The 23,136-nt window shown below is 36.2% G+C and carries 24 protein-coding genes; 13 read left to right on the top strand and 11 right to left on the bottom strand.

Annotated elements, in window-relative coordinates:
• Positions 1–134: 134 nt before the first annotated feature.
• The 5 genes from JNG87_RS09620 to murI all read left to right on the top strand — a co-directional run bounded on the left by JNG87_RS09620 (position 135) and on the right by murI (position 5,433).
• Positions 135–1,217 carry a PASTA domain-containing protein gene (locus JNG87_RS09620; RefSeq protein WP_202843731.1) on the top strand — a complete coding sequence of 361 codons (1,083 nt, stop codon included), beginning with the start codon at positions 135–137 and terminating at the stop codon, positions 1,215–1,217.
• Between the two features lie 73 nt (positions 1,218–1,290).
• Positions 1,291–2,364 carry an RluA family pseudouridine synthase gene (locus tag JNG87_RS09615; protein ID WP_171006329.1) on the top strand — a complete coding sequence of 358 codons (1,074 nt, stop codon included), beginning with the start codon at positions 1,291–1,293 and terminating at the stop codon, positions 2,362–2,364.
• A 51-nt stretch (positions 2,365–2,415) separates the two neighbouring features.
• Entirely contained in the window at positions 2,416–3,366 is a 951-nt protein-coding gene (locus JNG87_RS09610; protein WP_110011724.1) for a PorP/SprF family type IX secretion system membrane protein, read from the top strand.
• A gap of 51 nt (positions 3,367–3,417) precedes the next feature.
• A complete protein-coding gene (hemW, locus tag JNG87_RS09605; RefSeq protein WP_202843729.1) occupies positions 3,418–4,542 on the top strand; it encodes a radical SAM family heme chaperone HemW in 1,125 nt (374 codons plus the stop codon).
• A 60-nt stretch (positions 4,543–4,602) separates the two neighbouring features.
• Positions 4,603–5,433, top strand: a complete 831-nt coding sequence (gene murI, locus JNG87_RS09600) for a glutamate racemase (protein ID WP_137905466.1) — start codon at positions 4,603–4,605, stop codon at positions 5,431–5,433.
• A gap of 77 nt (positions 5,434–5,510) precedes the next feature.
• On the opposite strand, the gene JNG87_RS09595 is transcribed toward murI, so the two are convergent.
• The gene (locus tag JNG87_RS09595) at positions 5,511–6,110 is read right to left on the bottom strand and encodes a nitroreductase family protein (protein WP_202843725.1); all 600 of its coding nucleotides are present in this window, start codon (positions 6,108–6,110) and stop codon (positions 5,511–5,513) included.
• Positions 6,111–6,194: 84 nt separating this feature from the next.
• Here JNG87_RS09595 and JNG87_RS09590 point away from each other — a divergent pair, with 84 nt between their 5' ends.
• A complete protein-coding gene (locus JNG87_RS09590) occupies positions 6,195–6,542 on the top strand; it encodes a winged helix-turn-helix transcriptional regulator (RefSeq protein ID WP_034693356.1) in 348 nt (115 codons plus the stop codon).
• Here JNG87_RS09590 and JNG87_RS09585 read toward each other — a convergent pair.
• The 5 genes from JNG87_RS09585 to JNG87_RS09565 form a co-directional block, all read right to left on the bottom strand.
• Positions 6,539–7,111: an RsmD family RNA methyltransferase gene (locus JNG87_RS09585; protein WP_062675611.1), complete on the bottom strand. Its 573-nt coding sequence runs from the start codon at positions 7,109–7,111 to the stop codon at positions 6,539–6,541. The two genes, JNG87_RS09590 and JNG87_RS09585, sit on opposite strands and share 4 nt — an antisense overlap.
• Before the next feature lie 78 nt (positions 7,112–7,189).
• On the bottom strand, positions 7,190–7,906 hold the full coding sequence (locus tag JNG87_RS09580; RefSeq protein ID WP_110011729.1) for a DUF3822 family protein: 717 nt from the start codon (positions 7,904–7,906) through the stop codon (positions 7,190–7,192).
• Between the two features lie 18 nt (positions 7,907–7,924).
• A complete protein-coding gene (locus JNG87_RS09575; protein ID WP_114820933.1) occupies positions 7,925–8,419 on the bottom strand; it encodes a Smr/MutS family protein in 495 nt (164 codons plus the stop codon).
• Positions 8,420–8,530: 111 nt separating this feature from the next.
• On the bottom strand, positions 8,531–9,028 hold the full coding sequence (locus JNG87_RS09570; RefSeq protein WP_202843720.1) for a metallophosphoesterase family protein: 498 nt from the start codon (positions 9,026–9,028) through the stop codon (positions 8,531–8,533).
• Positions 9,029–9,086: 58 nt separating this feature from the next.
• The gene (locus JNG87_RS09565; RefSeq protein ID WP_202843717.1) at positions 9,087–9,554 is read right to left on the bottom strand and encodes a hypothetical protein; all 468 of its coding nucleotides are present in this window, start codon (positions 9,552–9,554) and stop codon (positions 9,087–9,089) included.
• A gap of 88 nt (positions 9,555–9,642) precedes the next feature.
• Here JNG87_RS09565 and JNG87_RS09560 point away from each other — a divergent pair, with 88 nt between their 5' ends.
• Entirely contained in the window at positions 9,643–11,187 is a 1,545-nt protein-coding gene (locus JNG87_RS09560; RefSeq protein ID WP_202843715.1) for a serine hydrolase, read from the top strand.
• 323 nt (positions 11,188–11,510) lie between these two features.
• Here the strand turns inward: JNG87_RS09560 and JNG87_RS09555 are convergent, their stop codons facing one another.
• Together JNG87_RS09555 and JNG87_RS09550 are read right to left on the bottom strand one after the other, a co-directional pair.
• The gene (locus JNG87_RS09555) at positions 11,511–12,404 is read right to left on the bottom strand and encodes an archaemetzincin (protein ID WP_202843713.1); all 894 of its coding nucleotides are present in this window, start codon (positions 12,402–12,404) and stop codon (positions 11,511–11,513) included.
• Entirely contained in the window at positions 12,385–12,861 is a 477-nt protein-coding gene (locus JNG87_RS09550) for a SixA phosphatase family protein (RefSeq protein ID WP_110009649.1), read from the bottom strand. Before JNG87_RS09550 ends, JNG87_RS09555 begins: the two co-directional genes overlap by 20 nt.
• Positions 12,862–12,976: 115 nt before the next feature.
• Between JNG87_RS09550 and ruvX the strand changes: the two genes are divergently transcribed.
• The 6 genes from ruvX to JNG87_RS09520 all read left to right on the top strand — a co-directional run bounded on the left by ruvX (position 12,977) and on the right by JNG87_RS09520 (position 17,366).
• Entirely contained in the window at positions 12,977–13,393 is a 417-nt protein-coding gene (ruvX, locus tag JNG87_RS09545; RefSeq protein ID WP_202843711.1) for a Holliday junction resolvase RuvX, read from the top strand.
• Entirely contained in the window at positions 13,390–13,962 is a 573-nt protein-coding gene (gene def, locus JNG87_RS09540) for a peptide deformylase (RefSeq protein WP_110009647.1), read from the top strand. The genes ruvX and def overlap by 4 nt, the downstream gene beginning before the upstream one ends.
• A gap of 75 nt (positions 13,963–14,037) precedes the next feature.
• Positions 14,038–14,592: a DUF5606 domain-containing protein gene (locus JNG87_RS09535; protein WP_202843709.1), complete on the top strand. Its 555-nt coding sequence runs from the start codon at positions 14,038–14,040 to the stop codon at positions 14,590–14,592.
• A 234-nt stretch (positions 14,593–14,826) separates the two neighbouring features.
• A complete protein-coding gene (gene mazG, locus JNG87_RS09530; protein WP_202843707.1) occupies positions 14,827–15,594 on the top strand; it encodes a nucleoside triphosphate pyrophosphohydrolase in 768 nt (255 codons plus the stop codon).
• 57 nt (positions 15,595–15,651) lie between these two features.
• Entirely contained in the window at positions 15,652–16,524 is an 873-nt protein-coding gene (locus JNG87_RS09525; RefSeq protein WP_202843702.1) for an SdiA-regulated domain-containing protein, read from the top strand.
• 29 nt (positions 16,525–16,553) lie between these two features.
• Complete coding sequence (locus JNG87_RS09520) at positions 16,554–17,366, top strand: hypothetical protein (RefSeq protein WP_202843699.1); 813 nt, start codon at positions 16,554–16,556, stop codon at positions 17,364–17,366.
• 82 nt (positions 17,367–17,448) lie between these two features.
• On the opposite strand, the gene JNG87_RS09515 is transcribed toward JNG87_RS09520, so the two are convergent.
• The 3 genes from JNG87_RS09515 to JNG87_RS09505 form a co-directional block, all read right to left on the bottom strand.
• Complete coding sequence (locus tag JNG87_RS09515; RefSeq protein ID WP_202843697.1) at positions 17,449–18,162, bottom strand: hypothetical protein; 714 nt, start codon at positions 18,160–18,162, stop codon at positions 17,449–17,451.
• A 49-nt stretch (positions 18,163–18,211) separates the two neighbouring features.
• Complete coding sequence (locus JNG87_RS09510; protein ID WP_202843695.1) at positions 18,212–18,925, bottom strand: hypothetical protein; 714 nt, start codon at positions 18,923–18,925, stop codon at positions 18,212–18,214.
• 484 nt (positions 18,926–19,409) lie between these two features.
• Positions 19,410–23,126, bottom strand: coding sequence for a metallophosphoesterase (locus JNG87_RS09505; protein WP_202843694.1), 3,717 nt, complete (start codon positions 23,124–23,126; stop codon positions 19,410–19,412).
• Between the last annotated feature and the right edge of the window lie 10 nt (positions 23,127–23,136).

Raw genomic sequence — 23,136 nt, 5'->3', positions numbered from 1 at the left:
CAAATTTAATCATTTTATGCAATGCAATATGGGAAATCGGCAAATTTTAAAATCAAAAATGAATTGTGTTAAATAAAAAGTCCATTCTAAAATTATTAGCTATATTTGCGGTTATAATTAAAGTATTTTTAAGTATGCTTAAATCACTTTTCAATTGGAAAGTTTTACTGAATTTAGTAGTAGCCATCGGTGTTTTCGTGGGGCTTGTATGGCTTACATTTCGCTGGTTAGAGTACCATACTAATCACGGTCAGGAAATTCCTGTTCCCAATGTTGTAAATAAATCGGTGCATGATGCCGTTAAAATATTAGATGATACGGGGCTGGAATATGAAGTAGACAGTGCCAATTATGATCCTAAATACAGACCATTCCAGGTATTGCAGGTATATCCTGCGCCAGGTTCCCGTGTAAAAGACGGAAGAACGGTAACGCTAAAAGTAAATCCGAGAACATGGGCTCCTATTGCGGTGCCGAATGTGATCAATAAATATTCAGGACTGGCATTCCAGAGATTGGATCAGGTAGGCCTTAAAATCGGAGATACGATTTATGAGCCTAGTATTCAGAAAGATGCTCTTTTAAGAATATTATATAAAGGAAATGCGGTAAATCCGGGTACCCGTTTACCAAGATTCTCTACTATTGATGTGGTAGTAGGATCCGGGCCGATGAGAAATATCTCGATTCCTAATGTTGTAGGACTTACAGTAAAAGAAGCAAGAGCTGTCATTACCAAAAGTATGTTTGAAGTAGGATTGGTAGAGCATGAAGATGGAGGTAAAGATGAGTCTGATATTATCTATTATCAGGATCCTGCTTCCGGTGATGTTCGTGATCAGGGAATGCAGATCGATCTTTGGGCAAGTAAGAGGACTCCTGCCGAATTAAGAGCTAAAGTAGAGCAGCTGAATTCTATCTATCGTATGAAAGTAGATACTTCACTTCCTCCGGTACGATATGAAGAAGTACATAGTGAGCCAAATTATGAAGCTCCGGTAGTACCAGCTCCTAGAAGAGAAACTCCAAAACCTGAAGTACCGAAAACTGAGACTCCAAAACCTCAGACTACCACTTCTAAACCTGCAGCCCAAAGTACAGAGAAGCCTAAAACTTCCACCACTACCTCTGCAGCAGGAAGTACAGCCAAGCCGGCTGCAACAACAACACAACAGCCTGCTCAAAAGCCAAAAGCTAAGAAGGTTGTCGTAGAATAAAATCAGATTAATATCAAAAATACAGGCTTCAACTGCAAAATGTTGAGGCCTTTTGTGTAAAAAATATAAAACAATGTCAGAAGATAACGAAGATTTTTTAGATGAAGAATTATTAGATTCCAACAGTATCGAAAACATCGATATTGATGAGGAAAATAAAGGTTTATATGAACATCTTAATATCACTGTTGACAGTAAACAGGAACCATTAAGAATTGATAAGTTCCTTTTAATATACAGACAGAATTCTTCAAGGAATAAAATTTCACAGACCTGCAGAGCCGGAAATGTTATCGTGAACGGAACTGCGGTGAAACAGAATTACCGTGTGAAACCGGGAGATCAGATTTCAGTTTTGCTTACGCACCCTCCAAGAGAAAATGTCATTATTCCACAGGATATTCCGGTGAATATTGTTTATGAAGATGATGATCTTGTAGTAGTAGATAAAGAAGCAGGAATGGTAGTACACCCCGGATTCGGAAACTGGGACGGAACATTGGTGAATGCGCTTGCTTTCCATTTTGAAAAGAACGGAGAGAAATCCGATCTTGACAGAGTAGGGCTTGTACACAGGATTGATAAAGATACATCAGGACTGTTGGTGATTGCCAAGAATGAATATGCATTGAGCTTCCTTGCCAAACAGTTCTTTAACAGAACTACAAAGAGACTGTACTGGGCTTTTGTGTGGGGAAATATGCAGGATGATGAGGGGACCATCAGAGGCCACATCGGAAGACATCCTAAAAACAGAATGCAGATGTCCGTTTATGAAGACGGCAGCCAGGGGAAACACGCTGTGACCCATTATAAAGTCCTTGAGAGATTCAAATATATGACCTGGGTAGAATGTAAGCTGGAAACGGGGAGAACCCATCAGATCAGAGCGCATTTCAGACATATTGGCCATACTTTGTTTAATGATGAAAGATATGAGGGACATACACCTTTGAGAGGGGTAAATCTTCCCAAATACAAGCAATTTATTAAAAATGTTTTTGAAATTTTGCCAAGACATGCCCTTCATGCCCATACCCTTGGATTTATACACCCAACAACAAAGAAGGAATTGTATTTTGAGAGCCCAATGCCCAAAGATATGGCGGATGCTGTAAAAAAATGGAGAAATTATTTGGAAAACTAAAAATATATTGAGATTTTTTTTATATTTGTTGAATTGAAATCAAGATTTGTTATGAGAAAACTATATGCTATCGTATGTTTAGCTCTTTTGTCAAATGCATACAAAGCACAAGAATCACTACCATACTATCAGCAATATCTTTTGGATGGTGAGTTCCTGTTCAACCCAGCTCAATACGGAAAAACAGATTACGTACAGCTCAACGCCAATTATCAACAACAATTTTCAAAATTCAGTAATTCTCCGAATGTGCAGTCAATCGGGATCAATGCGAATATCTTTGATAGAGTAGGTGCTGGTATTTCCGTGTTCAGAGACAGTAACGGACCGATCTCTGCGGGTGGTATCACGGCTGGTGCTTCATATTTTATTCCGCTAAGTAGTGAAGGAGACAGAAAAGACCAGTTCTCTTTCGGTACAAGTGTTAACTTCTATAACATGAATTTTGATTATTCAAAAATCAATACTGAAGAAGGAGGAGACCCATTATTGAGAGGTGAAGAAAGTAACATCTTCATGGTGTATGCCAACTTCGGTTTGGCCGCTACCTACAGAGGATTATTCGGGGGTGTTTCCGTAAATGATATCGCATTAAGTAATGATGCCTCTATCGTAAACAACTACGAGCCTTCTCCAATTAAATTCTTCTTAAATTTAGGATACAACTGGAACATTGCTGATAATATTACCATTGCACCGTCAGCATTGATCAACCTTAACACAAATTCAACAAGAATGATCGACTGGAACCTGATGGCGACATTCTCTAACGATATCAACGCATTCTCTTTCGGGGTAAGCTACAGAACGGTTCAGAACAGATTTGACAATCAGGACCTGAGTATCTCTCCAATTGTAAAGGTAAGATTCAACAAATTCATGATCGGAGCTACTTATAACCTTGGATTATCTGATATCCAGAGCTATGGAGGAAACAGCTTCATGATCGGTCTTGGATATAACTTCGACAACTTTATTAATGCTAGAGGATTTAGATACTAATTAATTTAATTTAAATAAATTTGAGCTCTGAAATTTTTCAGAGCTTTTTTTATGATATATATTCACATTCCGTTCTGTAAACAAAAATGCAGCTATTGTAACTTTCATTTTTCAACATCCCTGAATTTCAAGGATGAAATGCTTCGTGCCATGAAAACTGAAATACTGCTGAGAAAAGATGAATTGCAGAACAAAAACCTGAAATCCCTGTATTTCGGAGGAGGAACTCCTTCTATTCTTTCTGTGGATGAGATCAGTTCTTTAATAGATGATGTTCTGAAGTACTTCAGTTTTGAAAAAGATATAGAAGTTACTCTGGAAGCTAATCCCGATGATCTGGATAAAACCTTTTTAAAACAGCTTGCCGGAACACCTGTAAACAGATTGTCCATTGGCACACAAAGCTTTTTTGAAGAAGATCTGAAACTGATGAACAGAGCTCACAGTGCTTCTGAAGCAGAAAGTTCCATCAAGCGGGCACAGGATTCCGGCTTTGAAAATCTGAGTATTGATCTGATCTATGGTTCACCCACATCCAATCTTGAAATCTGGAAAGAAAACCTGAATAAGACAATTGCTTTAGAAGTTCCTCATATTTCATCTTATGCATTAACTGTTGAGCCTAAAACAGCTTTAGAAAACTGGATCTCCAAAGGGAAAATAAAAAGTCCCCGGGAAGAAGAGCAAAACAGGGAATTCTATTATCTATCCGACTTTTTAAAAGATCATGGTTTTGAACATTATGAAGTTTCCAATTTTGCCAAACCTGGCTTTTACTCACGCCACAATTCTGCTTACTGGAAATACAATGAATATCTTGGAATAGGACCGTCAGCACATTCCTATAACGGATTTGATGTCCGAAGCTGGAATGTCGCCAATAATCAGCAGTACATCAAAAAACTGAATGATAAACTTCTTGCCAAAGAAGAAGAAATTCTTTCCCAGGAAGATCAGTTTAATGAAATGATTATGATAGGCTTACGAACCATCTGGGGTGTAGATCTGGAAAGTTTAAAAAATAAATTTTCAGAGAGATTGTTAGAACATTTTCATAGAGAAATCAAAGCTAAAATGGAGGAAGGTATTTTAATCATTGAGAATGAACATTTAAAAATTCCTGAAAAACATTGGTTTATGGCAGACGGAATTGCTTCGGATTTGTTTATTGTATAATGTTTGTATGTATACAGCATGCCATAAAATTCACTATTTTTGCATAAAATTTCAACTCATTTGAAAACAAAAAAACAAGATTATTCACATCTTTCACCCAACCAGCCTATCGGAATTTTCGACAGCGGAGTAGGAGGTCTTACCGTTGCCAAAGAAATCAAGAGACTTCTTCCTAACGAAGATCTGATCTATTTTGGAGATACAAAGCACCTTCCTTATGGAGAAAAATCCAAAGATGCGATTATTGAATATTCTACAAAGATCACCAATTTCCTGCTTGAGCAGAACTGTAAAGCGATTGTAATTGCCTGTAATACGGCAACGGCAAATGCTTTGAATGAAGTGATGCAGTCCGTTGCAGGAAGAGTTCCTGTCATAGACGTTATTAATCCTGTGGCCGAAAAAGTATCATATGAAATCCATAATAATGTAGGCGTAATTGCTACCAAAGCAACCGTAAATTCAGGGCTCTACAAAAAGAGTATCCGAAAGCATAATAAATGGATCAAAGTAGACGAACTGGCAACACCATTATTGGTTCCTGCTATTGAAGAAGGGTTTAAAAACCATCCCATCACCCATGCTATTATTTATAATTATTTAAGTAATAATAAATTAAAAAATATTGAAACTCTGATTCTTGGCTGTACGCATTATCCTCTTTTAATTGATGAGATTAAACAGTATTATGGAAACAGAGTCCGTGTTATTGACTCTCCGAATATTGTAGCCAATCATCTGAAGATCATTCTTGATAAGTATAATCTTTTACATGATCATAACTCAAAGCCTAATTATCATTTCTATCTTTCGGATATTACCAAGAATTTTGAGAAAATTTCAAAGAAGTTCTTCGGAAAATCCATTGACTTAGAATTGAAAGTATTATAAATAAAAAGTCTGCCTCATATTGAAGCAGACTTTTTTATTAGGCCTTTGTGAAAGAGATTGTGAAATTTGTGTTTATGTTACGCCTCTATAATTACTTTTTCAGCATTCAGCCTTTTCTTCGGATTGAATTTCGGCTGATTAGCATCTGCTTCATCTCTCTGTCCGATGGCTACGGCAAATAAGGTTTCATATTTTTCATTATTCAGAACAGCATCATAACCCTCCGGTTCAATTCCTTCCATTGGAGTAGAATCTATTCCCATTGCTGCGCATGCAGACAAAAGAACTCCTAATGATAAATATACCTGATGACCAAGCCATGATTTTATTGCTTCTTCTCCCTTAGGTTTTACCATCGTTCGGTAATAATTAACAGAACCTTCAGGAAGGTTTTCTTCAATTTGCTTTTCAAAGTTTTCTATATTTCTGATCACTTGAAAAACAATTACATGACTACTATCCAGTACTTTTTCTTTATTAAAATAAGACTTGTCACCCAATTCCTTTTTCAGTTGCGGATCATTAACGAAAATAAAATTCCATGGCTGGCTGTTAATGGAGGAAGGACTTAAGTTTAAAATCTCCTGAAGCATTGCAATTTGTTCTTCACTGATTTTTCCCTGTGGATTATACTTTTTTACAGTATACCTGTTTTTCATTTGGTCTAAAAAGTTCATAATTTTATACTATCATTTTTATAGTTACAAAATTAATTTAAGTTTCCTAACTTTGCAATAACGGTAAAAAATGATAGTATAAAAATGTATACAATAGATAATAAATCCTATCCCTGCTGTACCAGCGTTACGATGAAATTTATCGGAGGGAAATGGAAAGCAGTAATTTTACACCACCTTATTGGAGGAGCGAAGCGTTATAATGAAATAAGAAAATCCATTCCTACTATTACGGAAAGAACATTGAGTTTGCAGCTAAAGCAATTGGAGGAAGATGGAATTGTTGACAGAAAAGTTTTTACAGAAAAACCTCCTTTAGTGGTAGAATATGAATTAACGGACTTTGGAAAGACGCTTTTACCTGTTTTGGAAGCTATAACAAAATGGGGCGAAGAATCTCCGGTCATCTCAAAAAAAATAATCAGGAATTAAAGTTCCTGATTATCTTCTTTATTGGGTTCAAAAAAACTGAAACTTACATTTCCGTATTTTCGGGTATCTATTAAATTGGGATGGTCAAGTTTCATACGACTTTGGTGCTCTACAATAAGAACTCCGTTTTCCTTAAGGTATTTATTGTTTAAAACAAGAGAAATCAGCTCGTGGTATTTTTTCTCTTCCATTTCAAAAGGAGCATCAGAAAAAACAATCTCAAAAGATTTTTTATTTCTGAATTTTTTTAGCCAGTCGAAAACATCTCCTCGCTGTACATTGATCTGAAGTGCCATGTCAAGCTCAGATGCAGTGGTGTTTATAAAGGCGGTATGCTTCGGATTCAATTCTACAGACGTTACATTTTGACATCCTCTGGAAGCAAATTCAAAGGTGATAGAGCCAATTCCTGCAAAAAGATCAAGTACGGAAATCGACTGCATATCGTATTTATTTTCCAGAATGCTGAATAAAGCCTCTTTCGCAAAATCGGTGGTAGGTCTTACTTCAAAGTTTTTAGGAGCGGCAATTTTTTTGGCTTTCCATTTGCCTGATATGATTCTGAACATATTGTTGTTAGGGTTTAGGTAGTAGATTATAGGAGGCAGGTGAATGTGTTTTAATTGCTGTTACCTGCAGCCTGTAACCTAATTAAGTATAAAATTTTTGTTGGGAATATTGTCAAAAACAATTTTCAGGTTTTTAACAAATTTCTGAAGTTCGGAAATAAACGTTTCATTTTCCGTAGTTTCTCCATAAGCATAAAAACTGGTTTCATTGATTCCGAAACCTATCTTGCTCAATGTAAACATAATGAAGTAAAGGAAATCTACTTCAGAATTGACATCCAGGTTATTATAAAGAATAATTTTCTTATTATCGATCGCAAAAAATTCACACTGGTTATGGTACAGATTAATATGAATTTCCTTACTGGTTTTATTATTGATCGAACTTAGAAACTTTTCCCCGGAGAAATTAAAATGAACCGGTAATGCCAGCTCTTTTATTTTCTTATAATAGTTTTTCGGGAAAGTATAATAAAACTGAATATTGAATTTTTTGTTGATCGAAAGCATCAGCTCTTCTTTTTCTCTGTCAGTCGGAGCGTTGAAAGCAATCAGATCAAATCCTGCCTCATGCTCAGAGAAGCCTTCCGGCATCAGGGTAAAATGATTCAATGCTGAAATCACATGGATCTCGTCGTAGCGCTGCTTAATAAGAACTTCGTCCAGCTTTTGGTCAATAAGATTGGCTGGTGTCTCTTCAGTAACGAAATAAGACTTTTCCTCCAGAATGTTTTTGTTTTTAACAATCTGGCAGATCAATCCGTCTTTGGTAAAAAGTAAATTAAGTACGTTCATATTTCAATTCCTGCAAATTTAGTGAAATTCTACCATTACCGCACCCGATTGATGGTGAAGTATTTCCTTATTATAAAAATCAATATTAACCTGGCTTTCCAATACATCCCGAACCATCCTCTGTAAAGTACCGTCACCAATACCGTGAACAATTTCCAGTCTCTTCAGGTTGTTTTTTCTGCAAAACTCAATCACTTCAATCAGTTTTTCCTTTTGTATAAACAATCTTTCAAAGCTGTCATAGTCATTGGGATTCTTTACCAAATTATGAAAATGCAGGTCTAAAACCAAATGATTTTTCTGATGTTTCTTGGAAATGATTTTTTTAGGTTCTGCTTTTCTTACAACTCTTATATTTTCATACAGATCAGCATCTTTCGGAACCAGTTTTTCTTTGGGATATTGATGGGTAAAGCCATATTCATCTTTAAAAACGACAATATTACCCTTCACGGAAGTAATTACCCCGCTTAAATCCTCGTCTACTACCGAAACCTTATCACCGATCTTCATAATTTTTTAAAGGTTTGTATGAACCAATATTTGTGCAAAGGTAGAAAGTAAAATGGATGAACACAAACTCCTTTACCTTTAAACCCTCAAACTCTCAAACCCTTTCGTCTGTCACACTCTCGGTCCCAGTTCAATCACTTCAAGATCTCTGATTTCTTCACCATCCACCACAAAGCGCATCATTGTTCTCACTTTATGCCAGCCTTGTTTTCCACAGGCTCCGGGATTCAGATGGAGGAGCTCATTTTTTTCATCATACATCGCTTTCAAAATATGAGAATGACCGGAAATAAATAATTTCGGAGCCTTTTCTGCCATTTCTTTTTTAGTAAGTGGTGTATATTTTCCCGGATACCCTCCGATGTGAATCATCAGAACTTCCAGCTTTTCACAAAAGAAACGGTTCACTTCCGGAAATTCAGCCTGGATTTTGGCATTATCAATGTTTCCGTAAACGCCCTTCAGAGGTTTTATTTTTTCCAGCTGTTCAATGACATCCAGACTTCCGAAATCTCCGCAATGCCATACTTCGTCAGCCTGAGAAGCATATTCCAGGATACGGTCATCAATATAAGAATGGGAATCGGAAAGAAGAAGAATTTTTGTCATGTACTGCCATTTTTAAGAGTGCAAATATAAAGAAGCTTTTATCAATTTATAGGAGATCCTAATCGGTAATATTTCTTGTTTTCCTGATGGAATCCAGTTTCTTTTCTATATCCGCACTGAAAACCTTTTTCAGTTTCAGTTGATTCTCCGTAAGCTTTGAAATAACAAAAGTGCCGGTCATATTAGTATTAGAAGGAAAAACTAACGTTACTGTAGAGTCTGAAGCTTTTTTCCAGCTTCCGATGTAACGGTCCGGCTTTTCATTTTTTTTGGTAACAGGCTCTTCCAGCGTATCATATCTTAAGGTTGATTTAATCAGATTTCCTGTAATTTTTCCGTTTTTCTGAAATCTGATTCCTTCTCTTCTCGATTCAAAACCATCCTGTTTTTCATAAGTATAAATATAAGTATCCATTTTACTGAGATTCCAGGTTTGCAAAAGCAAAGGATTGGCAGTTCTGTCCTGGGCTTTGATACCGCTGACTGTGAAAAGAAAGAAAATACAGATACAAATAGGCTTTTTCATGAATACAACTGATTTATTGTAAAGTTTTAACAACGCTAAAATTAGCATCTCTTAATATTTAGTAAATTTGGGAAAATTAAAATAAACAATGAAACAGAAACTTTCTTTTTTCATTTTTCTTTTAACCGTAGGATTAGCCAATGCGCAGGTTGAAGAAAAAAAACTGGACGAACTGATCCAAAATACCCTGAAAACCTTTGATGTACCGGGAATGTCGGTAGGCATTGTGAAAGATGGCAAAATGATCTATTCCAAAGGGTTTGGGGTACGTTCTCTTACAACAAAGCAGCCAATGGATGACAATACGCTGGTAGGGATTGCTTCCAACTCAAAAGGCTTTACCTGTACAGCATTAGCCATCTTAGCAGATGAAGGAAAACTGAACTGGGATGATAAAGTTTCAAAATATATTCCTGAGTTTCAAATGTATGATCCTTATGTTTCTCAAAATATAACGATCAAGGATCTTGTTACCCACAGAGCCGGATTAGGACTTGGACAGGGAGATCTTATGTTTTTTCCGGAAGGAGGAAATTTAACCGTTAATGATATTGTGCATAATGTGAGGTATCTGAAACCGGAAAATCCTTTCAGAACAAAACTGGATTATAACAATATCATGTTTATTGTAGCCGGAGAAGTTATCCACAGAATTTCCGGATTAAGCTGGGCGGAATTTATTGAACAGCGAATTATGAAACCTGTAGGAATGACTTCAAGTTTCGGAAGCTACAGCAGAGCAAAGGCTGTTGCCAATAAAATTGATGCACATGCTCCGGTAGACGGAAAAGCAATTGCTGTTCCCCACGACTGGAACGAAACGGGCAATGCTGCAGGCGGAATTATGAGTAACATTAAAGACATGACCACGTGGGCGGAATGTCTCCTAAATAATTTCACCACAAAAGATGGTAAAAAACTGGTTTCGGATAAGAATGTTCAACAACTTTGGAGCCTTCAGATTCCGGATAGGGTGGCTGCGAAAAATCCTTATGATACAAGTTTCTATGGATACGGTTTAGGATGGTTTCTGAGTGATGTGAAAGGACATAAACAGGTACAACATACCGGTGGATTGATCGGAACGGTAACACAGTTTACATTAATTCCGGATATGAAACTGGGAATTGTAGTATTGACGAACCAACAGTCGGGAGCCGCTTTCAACACAATTACCAATACCGTGAAAGATTCTTATCTTGGGGTAGCAGACAGAAACTGGCTGAAAACCTATAGTGAAAGAATGTCTAAAATGGAAGCCGAATTCAGCAAACAAAAGAAAGTTGCTTTTGCAAAATCTGAAGCCTTCAAAAAAGAAAAATCTCTACAGCCAAAAGCAGAACAGTTTACAGGAACTTACAATGATGTATGGTTTGGTGATGTAGAAATTACACAACAGGGAAATACCTACAGAATTTCGTGCAAAAACTCTCCAAGATTAAAAGGAGAGCTGCTTCCTTATTCCAATAATTCTTTCATTATCAAATGGGACGACAGAAGCTATGATGCGGATGCCTATATTATTTTCAGCTATGATGAAAACGGAAAAGCAGAATCTGCAAAATTGAAGGCGATTTCTGATGTAACAGATTTCAGTTTTGATTTTGATGATCTGGATTTGAAGAAGAAATAAAATAGAGATTATAAAATATTCTATGGAGAACGGGCCTGGGTCCGTTCTTTTTTTGTTTGTTAACCACGAATGCCACTAATTTATTCGCAGATACCACTAATTTAATGATTATTGAAAATGAGAACTGAAATGATTCAATAGGAAAGGGCTATCATCCTGAGCATAAGCTGAAAGGTTACGAACACCAGTTCAAGAAGGAAGCCCGTTTTTCATGTTTACAACGATAGTGGCTTTAGCCGAAAGACCACCCCGTCAAAAATTCTTTGAATTTTCGCCACCCCTCCGGTGGAGGGGAATAGGCAGTCGGTAATAGGAATGCTGGTTTATTGTACAAGATTCAGATCCTGATTTGCTAACGTAAGTTCTGTGTTAAGATGTTGCTTTTCAAAGAAATTTTTCAGCTCAAGAAGTCTTTTTTTGTTGTCATAATGGATACTTGAATTGAGTTTTCTCTGGCAGAGTGAGCATGCTCTGGCAAGATGATAATCCGTTTCCGTTAATGAATTGGTTCCGTTCATCACACAATTTGCATTCAGGCAATGGCTGATTCCAAACATATGCCCGATCTCGTGCGAACTGATTTTTATTAATCTTAAAAGACTTTTATTAAAATTAGAATCTGTTAATTGTCCGTCTGCAAATCGGTATATAGAGGTTACTCCTACACCATCCTCATATGAAGCCAGTCCGAATACGTAATTCCATTCCGGTAATGGAAAAAGGTCTTTCTCCGTAATACCCATTAATACAATAGCATCTTTAGGTTTTCTTTTGATCAGAATACTGTCCAGTACATATCCTGCAAGAACCTGTTCATGTCCTTCCTTTGAAATTCTTTTAACTTTTTCAGGGAAAATAGTATTGGGCAAAACAGGAAGAACCTTTGTTTCCAGCTGAAAATAGATTTTTAAATAGTGTTGGGTAAGTGCTATTTCTTTTTTCTGAAGTTCATCAAACTTCCCAATGGGCTGAAGATAAATGGTGTTCTTTCCAGGTGCAGGTTTTATCTTTTTTAATTTCTGAAAATCTGCAAATGTCTGGAAATGTTCCTCATGATTATACCGCCAGCTTCCGGGTTTTGGAGAAGAGGAAAGTTTTATATCATTCAGTGCAATAGATTCATAGTAGGTTTTCTTCTGTTTCTGACATGAGAAAAGAAGGATCAATATTGAGACATAAAAAAGTAAAGAAGTAAAGTTATATTTTCCCGGGCTCATAAAAGAATAGCAGTTTCTTTTTGGCACCGTCGAACTCTGACCAGGAATCACAGTCTACCTCAAAACCCGCCACTCCGCAGGTGGGAAAATGGAAAATATCCTCAGAAATAGAATTGGCAAAATTGGAAATTCCATTATTGTGAGAGAAGAATGCAACCGAATTCAGGTTGTCATCCAGATCATAAATTACAGATTCAAAGCTTCTTTCAGAAGGATTATACAATTTTTCATCAGTAGCACAGTTCAGTTGATAGGCCTGATTGAAAATTTTACAGGTATTCAGTGCACGTACCGCAGGGCTGGACACAAAATGATCAATAGAAATATTATTGCTTTTCAGGAATCTGGACATGTGCATAGCATCCTCCAAACCTTTGTCTGCCAAAGGTCTGTCAAAGTCCTCCGTTTCCTCCGGCCAGTCGCTTTTCGCATGTCTTACGAGGATGAGTTTCTTCATATAATTGTTTTTTGGAAGATTAAAATTATAAAAAAAATAATGGAATAAAACATGATTTATATAAAAAAACTGCGTTATGAATAAAATCAGTAAATTTTACTAAATTTGCAGACTTATGGGACAAATCCTTGCAATAGACTACGGAAAGGCTCGTTGTGGTATCGCTGCAACCGATGATATGCAGATTATAGCCAGTGGACTGGAGACTGTAGAGAACCGTTTTTTAATGGAATTTTTGAAAAAATATTTCAGTGAAAATAAGGTAGATGAAGTAGTGATTGGACTTCCCATAGATTTGAAAGGAAATGTTTCGGAAGTGGAAACCGATATTTTAAAATTTATAGAAGAGTTTAAAAAAGAATTTTCGGATATTGCAGTTCACCGTTTCGATGAAAGATTTACATCCAAAATGGCTTCTTTTTTTATTTCCCAAAGTGGAAAAAACAAGAAAAAGAGGCAGGAAAAAGGATTAATAGATAAAGTAAGCGCAACAATTATATTGCAAAATTTTTTAGAACAAAGATTAAGATGATATTACCGATAAGAGCTTTTGGGGATCCTGTTTTGAGAAAAGTAGGAAAAGATATAGACAAAGACTATCCCGAATTACAGGAACTGATAGATAACATGTTCGAAACCATGTACAGCGCAAATGGCATAGGTCTTGCAGCGCCACAGATTGGTTTGGACATCCGTCTGTTTGTAATAGATGTGACGCCTCTTGCAGAAGATGAGGATTATGAAGATATTAAAGATGAGTTGGCAGAGTTCAAAAAAGTATTTATCAACGCTCAGATTCTTGAAGAATCAGGTGAAGAATGGAAGTTCAATGAGGGCTGCCTTTCTATTCCGGATGTAAGAGAAGATGTGAAAAGAAAAGGAACAATCGTTATTGAGTATTATGACGAAAATTTTGTGAAACATACAGAAACTTTTTCCGATATTAGAGCCCGCGTAATTCAGCATGAATATGACCACATTGAAGGGATTTTATTTACCGACCACCTGAGTGCTCTGAAGAAGAAACTGGTAAAAGGTAAGCTGACGAAAATCTCTCAGGGTGACGTAAACATCGGTTACAAAATGAGATTTCCAAAATAATTAAACAAGGATTAAAAAGAAATAATAAAAAGCAAAAAGCTAGTGCTGATTGCAGAATTTACAAAAAATAAAATTATGCTGTTAGAAAAAATAATTTCAATTTCTGGAAAACCAGGACTTTTCAAATTAGTTTCTCAATTAAGAAACGGATTCATCATTGAAGATGTTACCTCAAAGAAAAAAGTAAGCATTGGAAACTCAAGCCAGGTAAGTTTATTGGACAATATCGCCATGTTTACATTTGAGAAAGAAGTTCCTTTGTTTGAAGTATTTGAAAATATTGCTAAAAACAACGATTATAAGGAAACAATCTCTCACAAATCTTCTGATGCAGATCTGAAAGATTTTATGCTGGCTTCTCTTCCAAACTATGACACAGAAAGAGTATATTCTTCTGATATCAAGAAATTGGCTCAGTGGTACAACATCCTTCAAAAGGCAGGATATATTACGCCTGAAAGCTTTGTGAAAGCAGAACCTGAAACTTTAGATGGTGAGCCAGCTGAGGAAGTAAGCATTGAAAAAGAAGCTAAAAAAGCTCCAAAAGCAGAGAAACCTGCTGCTCCGAAAGTAAAAGCGACTTCAGCAGCAAAATCAGCTCCAAAGAGTACACACAGAAAACAGGGATAATTCATTTGAATTAAAAATATAAAACCTTGTCTGGGAATTCCGGACAAGGTTTTTTGTTTTCAGGCAGTAAATAATTTGGTGTTAATATCCCAAAACCAAACAGGTTTTCGAAACCTGTTTGGTTTACATATCAAATCTATCCGGAATTCTGCACTCTGCAACTTTTGTTCCCAACGTTTGTAATGATGCCCGAATAACCCTTACATTTGTATAAGATTGAATTTCCCATTATTTATGAATACGAAACAAGAGAAACTGGAGGCCTTCGGAAGATTACTGGATATTATGGATGATTTGCGTGAAAAATGCCCATGGGATCAGAAACAGACGTTAGAGTCCCTTCGTCATCTTACCCTTGAAGAGACGTATGAACTTTCAGATGCTATTTTGCAAAATGATTTACAGGAAATAAAGAAAGAGCTGGGCGATGTCCTGCTTCACCTTGTTTTTTATGCTAAAATAGGTTCTGAAAAAGGAAGTTTTGACATTGCAGATGTTATCAATTCCCTGAATGAAAAACTGATTTTCCGCCATCCTCATATCTATGGAGATACTGAAGTGAAGGATGAAGAAGAAGTGAAGCAGAACTGGGAGAAATTAAAGTTAAAAGAAGGTAATAAGTCTATTTTAGGCGGAGTTCCTAAAAGTCTGCCAAGTTTGGTAAAAGCGTATAGAATTCAGGATAAGGTAAAAGGGATAGGTTTTGAATTTCATGATGCAGAAGACGCATGGAAAAAAGTAGATGAGGAGATTCAGGAGTTCCATGCTGAAACAGATTTGGATAAGAAAGAACAGGAGCTGGGTGATGTTTTCTTCTCTCTGATCAACTATGCCAGAACTTCAGGAATCAATCCGGATTCTGCATTGGAAAGAACCAATCTAAAATTTATTTCAAGATTTCAGAAAATGGAAGGTCTTGCTGAAGAACAGGATCTGAAACTGGCAGATCTGTCACTGGAAGAAATGGATGTTCTCTGGGAAAAAGCAAAAAAACTTTCATAGTTCCCGATTGGAACAATTAATGCTTCTTATATTCAGTTAAAAAAATAAAAAATAAATATGTTACGTTTTCTTATTTTACCTGCTTTGCTTTTATTGAGCTGCAATCCAAAAGCTCAGAATTCCCCTACTAAGGAGGATGAACTGAAAGTCCAGTTTACCTTACCTAAAAAGTTGAAGGAAGTTTCCGGAATTACTTTGTCAAAAGATAAGAAAACCATCTGGGCGATAGAAGACAAAGGAAATAAAAATGCAATATATGGTCTGAGTGATAAAGGTGACATGCTGGCAAAAATACCGGTGGAAAATGCTGAAAACACCGACTGGGAAGACATTATATCCGATTCTCAGGGAAATATTTATATCGGAGATTTTGGTAATAATGATAATAACCGACAGGATCTGGCGATCTTAAAAACAGATTTGAAAGACAGCAAACAAATTGTTACCAAAGTTGTTCAGACTACAAAATTTCATTATCAGGGGCAGACAGAATTTCCTCCGAAAAAGTCGAACCTGTTGTACGACTGTGAAGGTTTTGTTGAAATGGACGGGAATTTTTACTTATTCACCAAAAACAGAAGCAAAGGTTTTGATGGAACCTTTCTTATATTCCAGATACCTAACAAAGAGGGGGATTTTGAAGCTAAGCTAATAGGAAAATTAAAGCTTGATGGAGGATATAATGATGCAGCTATTACCTCTGCCAGTATCAACAGTACAAAAGATAAAATTGTCTTGCTTACCCATAAAAATGTTCACGTTCTTACCGGATTTACTGCTAACGATTTTAATTCTGCTAAAATTCAAAAAATTCCTTTGAACCATAATTCCCAGAAGGAAGCTATTGTATTCTTTGATGATAAAACATTAATGATCGCAGATGAGAAAGGGAAAGATGAAGGAGGAAATGTGTACAGTTTTTCATTATAAGCCTTATCTTTACAGCCGATTAAATAACTATGAAAAAAATATTGTATATCCTGTTGGTACTTGGTTTTTCCTCTTGCAGTAGTACTAATGATGAATCTATAACTGTAAATGAAAATCAAACTGAAGATTTACAACCTGATAAAGGATACATTTTTGAGATGGATCAGCGCACAACACTACGCAGTCCGGAAAAATATTATCAGTTTTTCTATGAAAACGGACGTTTACAGAAAATGCGCGGAAGGAACTATTTTGTAACAGCAAATACCCAAGTTTTTTATCCTGATATAGTTACTCAGTTAACTTATACAAACAATAAGATACAGGTAGATTATTTTGAATCGGAAACGACTTCCGGGTATAGAACAACTTCTTATCTGACGGAAAATAACAGACCTGTTAAGGCTGAAAAGTATTATAAGAATGGAAGTTTTGCCGAACTGGAGATGACAAGGACCTATACGTATGGATCCAATACAATAAGTGTATATACTAAGCGTGGTTATCAGGAGTTTTTTACAACATATTATTTTGATGGAAATAGTAACCTTTCTAAAAGTGAAACATTAGAAAAGGATACTGGTAAGGATAAACAGTTCACAACTACTGTATATTCAGATTTTGACAATGCTAAAAATCCATTTAAAAAATTATTTTTGATTAATGATGATTTTTATGAAAAGAGTTTATCAAAAAATAATTTTAGAGCTAAGGAATCAGTGACTGAATATGCTGATTATCCTGATACCGGTATACCTCCGCAGCCGGAAATATCCAAATCAAAATGGACTTATAATTATGATCAGAATGGCCAGGTATTATTATACTTTCCGTTTCCATAACACACCAAGTAAAACCCTACAGAGAAATCTGAAGGGTTTTTAAAATAAATGAATGTTATGGAAGTAATTGATGTTCTATTGTTTACTGAGTAAGATAGGAGATACTGATATTACCTTTTGATAATCTAAAATCCTGGGTATATTTACATCTTAGCCTGAAAGTTTCTCCGGCAGCAAAAGGCTGTATGCCCGCAAGCTGATGATATACTTGTGTTGTCCTCTCTCCATGTCCTGTTGATACTGCTGAAACTAAGTTTTGGGTATCAGCCTCTCTCTGTAGTTGTGACGTTGCAGTTCCTGCTGTCTGATTAGTTCCGTTGAGGTTTAAATCATATGTAAAATAGGTTGCTACATTGTAGAAACCTGCTTTCTTGACAGTAAATATCCCGGTGTTTGCATCGTAGGCAATAAAATTATTATCTATTTTGTTAACGATATTATAAATAAAATTTTGAGCAAAGTTTTCAAAGGTTCCGGTTAAATGGCTTCCTGCATAGCTTCCTGTATTTGGTGATATATCGTCCTTATTGGCTACAAAGACTACTTTTAAAAAATTCTGAGATTCTATAGTTCGCCAGGTAGGAGCTGTTCCTGCACCATTTGAACTTAAAAATTCGCCTTCTCTACCTGCGGTACCCTGTATATTTTCAGAGCCTCCTACGTTCAATTCTTTTACCAGCTGCAGTGAGCCGTTGACATGCAATGTTCTCTGGGGAGTTGGTGTTAATATCCCAACTTGTGCATTGGCTAAAAATGACATGACTAAAAACAATGTCAGTAATAAATTTTTTTTCATTGGATTGAGTATTTGTTGTTGGTAGTGCTAAATATTTGTGTTTTCAATTTTAAGGCAGCAGATAAGAAATGCTGATATTTCCTGATGCTAATCTGAAGTTCTGGGTATAAACACATCTGAGAGAAAAGGTTTCTCCGGAATTAAGAAACTTGATACCTGTCAGTTGATGATATATACTTTCTGTTCTTTCTCCATGTCCTGTCGACATTGCTGAAATATAATCACTCGTATCTGAACTTCTCTCAAGTCTGGATATTGCCGTTCCTGCTGTCTGATTGGTTCCGTTTAAACTCAGGTTATATGATAAATAAGTTGAAATGTTATAATATCCGGCTCTGCTAACAGTAAATATCCCTGTATTGGCATCATACGATATATAATTATTATCTATTTTATTGACGATATTATAGATATAGTTCCTGGATGGTGCTTCATAGTTTGTTGCGCTGCTGCTTCCTGTATAACTACCGGTACCAGGTGAGATATTTGTTTTTTGCCCCGTAAAAACAATCTTTAAAAAACTTTGGGATTCTATCGTTCGCCAGGTTGGTGATGTACCGGCTCCATTAGAACTTAAAAACTCTCCCTCCTTTCCTGCAGTACCCTGTACATTTTCAGAACCTCCTACATTTAATTCTTTTACCAGCTGTAACGAACCGTTGACATGCAGTGTTCTCTGTGGAGTAGATGTCAAGATCCCGATCTGTGCATTGGCAGAAAATGCTGTGATTAGAAACAATGTAAGAAATAATCTTTTGATCATCGGATGTATATTTTGTGATTATAGAGAACAAAATTATTTTTTTTTTATAATCCGTGATTTGCAAAGAAGTGAATAGAATTGAGTGATAGGATGATTTACATGTATCAAAAAGGCTTGAAATAATTATGCAACTTAATTATTTTTTTTAAATATCACTATTTTGTGATTTTTATATTTTTTTGTAGATATTTATCTACCCAATTTGCAATTATAAACAGATTGGTATCTATTCCTTTTTTTAATCAATGTTAAAATCATCAAATTATATTACCTAGAAACTCTTATACATTTAATGTATCAGTATGAAGTTTTCAGGAGAATAAGAAATGTAAATAGTACCTATATAAATGAAAAATATGGCTTTTCAATAAAAGCCATATTTGTTTTATCGGTAAAAAATATGAGTCAAAATTTGAATGATTAAATTTTATTAAAACTGATTTGAGGCTATAAAGCTCATCATTAACTATTTCATGTGTAAAACTTAAAATTTCATTCCTACTCCGGCAGAAATCCTTCCACCATCTGAACCATAGAAATAATTTAATCTTGCAGACATCATTTCTACAATACTCAGCCATACTCCAGCTCCGGCAGACTGATGCCATTTTCTGGAATTTTCATGGTCATTCCATACACGGCCGATATCATATCCGATAAGAATACCCATGTTGGCAGGAGCAATATTATTTCTTACCCTTCCAAAATCCCATCGGATTTCTGAGTTATTGGTAAAATAGGATCTTCCTGAGAATCTTTCGTTTCTGAAGGCTCTCATTCCATTATTACCTCCGATAGCCGCAGCCTGATAAAATTCAAAATTATTGTTATTGATCCACATTACATTGCTGGAATTGGCGAATACAAATTTTCCTTTTTTATCAATCCTGTGGTCAATGGCCAGTTTTCCTTTTACCGTTACGAAATTCTTATTAAAATCAGAAAGAGTTGCTTTCCAGTCTGCATTCAGCATAAATTCCAGTCCCAGAGTAGGGAAGGCCGTATTATCAGCATTTTTATAACCAAAAGTATAATTGGCTCCAACAAACTGCTGGCTGTTGAATACTCCGGGTCTCACGTCCGGAGACTGGTTGATGAAACGGCCAGCTTTTCTTTGTACTTTATTATCTTCAAAAGTCAATTGAAACTGGTGGCTGAGATTCATCCAGCTCTTTTGAGAGATGGATGGAGCAAAGTTGAACTTGGAAATTCTGGCTCTGTTATATTCTCTTTCTGTTTCTTCCTTATCATACTCACTTTCATTGGAAAGTCCAAAGAAGTTTTGAGAGAACCTTGGAGTCGTATAAAATGCATCAAGGTTAATATCCCAGCCTGAGATGGCTTTTTTAAATACTCCTTTGTAGGTAAGGCTAAATCCTGCTGTAGCTGTATAAAAATTAGCTTTTAAACTGTGCCTCTGAGTAAATGGGTCGCGGATAAAATTATTTACTGTGTAATTGGCCAGGACGCCTACGATCACACCGTCATCCGGGTTGTAATCCAGGTTTGGATATCCTGCAACGGAATTATATTTAGGATGCTTATAATTATAGCTGTTAATGTCATAATCATCTGTAATATTCTTGGTTGCATTACCGGCATTATAGGTGTTTTTCTGAGATTTAAAATCATAAATCTTCACTTTTCTTCCATCAGCAACGTTATAGGTATCATGATTATATCCACCAATCAGCCGGATCGTCATTTTAGGATTTCCGCTTCCGGTTACTACATAGGTATCATCATCTTCCAGTCCGTAAATCCATAATTCCTTTGTTTTTGAATCATGATAGGTTTTTTCAAAAACAAGTTCATTCTGATCTTTATTCTTACCCAGCTTATATTGCTGCACAAGGACGGAATGTCCGTTTTTGGTGATGACAAACTTATCAGGATTTACCGTTCCTGCCAAAGGAACTTTTTTCTGCAGTACATCATAATACTGAGCGGCATAGCTCTGTAGTTTTGTCTTTCTTATTTTCAGTTTTCTCTGAATTTCATCGATGGTTTCATCCTGCACTTCTTTCGGAAGATTGTGGAAAGCTTCATCAATATCCGCATCAGTCAGATGCTCCTGAATATATTTTGCCTGGGTTTCCCATTCATTCTGGTCTGCCCCTTTTAAGAACACAAGATCCATCGGATAAGGTTCCATAGCGAGCCATTTTACACTGCTGATATCTTCTGTAAAGGTTTTCATGTGACGAATGGCAGGAACATTCATAATGATTTTGAAGGCTGCACCATCATATTTACTGAATGCCTGATCCCTGTCTTTAGGAATAGGTTTATAGATTACTTTATCACCCGCTTCATATTCTGCCCATTTCCACTGGTCCGAATGTCTGTCCCAGTCACCAATAAGCATATCAAACAACCTTGCTCTGATATAAGATTCTCTGTCAACAGAATATTTATCGCTTTTGTTAAGATTTTTTAGTACATCATCTGTAGAAACGATATCTTTTGCATGATCCAGATAAGCCAATGTTTTAGGATCTGAAGAAAAACGCTCTTCAATCATGTACATTTCGTCCCCGTAGTTTTCATTATACCTTCCCAAAGCTTGCTGCTTAGGAATATAATACAGCTTTGGATTACTATGGAAAATACCCAGCTTTTCCGACATGTTTCCAATCGTAAAAGGGGTAAACGGATGATTGGTTGTGTAAAAATCCAGCAGGAATTTCTCAGGAAATGTATCTGCAAGTTCTTCTCCTAATGTACTTTTCTGAAAAGCCATATTGTTAAGAAAGCGGATCGCACTTTTTTTCACACCGCGCATTACAAACTCCTGTCCATCTGCAGACTTCAGTCGTAAACTGTTGGATTGATTTCCTCCACCTTCCCTGAAAGGAATATACCCTCCGTTCAATTCCGAAAGATTGGCGGTTGGTGCTTCAATAGGAATTCCGTAGAATCTTCTGTAATGATCGCCCCAAAGCCAGCGGTAAAACTTTCTTTTTTCAGTTAGCTGTACCGGGTAAATGGTGGAAGAAAATGTGGCAGGAAAAGAATTAGGGAAATTATTGACGAATACATCCGGTTTGGAAATCACGGAAATATGAGTGAGCTTTTGAAGTTGGGCATCTTTGGTTGAAAAATACTCAACATCTGTACTTTCATCTTTTCTGAAATTTAAAACCGCAAAACCACTTCCTCCGTAGGAAAAGTCTGTTTTTTCTACAATGGTAGACGGGTCTGTTTTAGAGCCTGCGCCACTAATAATCTGTCTTAAATTTCCATCTTCGTGATATTGCAGATTATGATCATGACCGGATACGAAAATAATGTTTTCCTTATCCTGAACAATACTTTTCAGTCGGTTGGCCAGATCTGAATAATGTTGATTATTGATATCTTCGGGGCTGGCTCCTGAGGAACTCCTTAATATATTGATGACACTGGCCACTACAGGTACAGGAATTTTACTCTTTAAAGGAAAAAGATGAGATCTTGCAGAATTAAAACCTGCATGTGTTCCGCTGCTGATGATAGGATGGTGTAAAGCAACAATTATTTTTTTGCCCTGATTTTTAATGATCAGGTCTTTAAACTCGGTGAAAAAATCTTCACGGGTTTTGATGTTACAGTTTTTGTTGATTCCAGGATAATTATCCCAGTTTGCTATCACCCATTTTGTATCAATGGCAATAAGCTTTATATCTTTAGAAACATTGATATCATCAATAGGGCAGCCATTTTTCGGAAGGAAAGCTTTTTTATCATCAAGATATTTTTTAACCAGTCCTTCCTGGGTATTCAATCCTTCCAGTCCATTGTACCAGTCATGATTCCCGGGAATTACTAATGTTTTTCCCTTGAAATTTTTGGTGATAGCTAGCTGATTTTCCAGTTTTTGTTTTGCCAGGGCATAATCTTTATCTGTTTCTTTGGGCATACCATTAGGGTAGATATTATCGCCCAAAAAGATCAGCATAGAATTGCTGTCGGCAGAATCCAGCTTACTTTTCAGTAAATTCAGTGTTTTTTGTGCCTGAGGTTCATCTGCATTTCCTGCATCTCCAATCAGAAAAAGTTTAAAATCACTTTCAGATTTTATTTCGGAATCTTTTACTTCAAATAAGTTTTTGCCCTTTTGTACGTTATATGTAGCACAGGAATAAAGAGCTCCTGCGGACATTACCGTTCGAAGAACAATAGAAGTATTTTTTAGATGAGTTTTAAAGGATAAATTCATAAATTTACAT

This window comes from Chryseobacterium cucumeris (genome assembly GCF_016775705.1).
Classification (GTDB): domain Bacteria; phylum Bacteroidota; class Bacteroidia; order Flavobacteriales; family Weeksellaceae; genus Chryseobacterium; species Chryseobacterium cupriresistens.
This window is presented reverse-complemented; position numbering and strand designations above follow the sequence as displayed.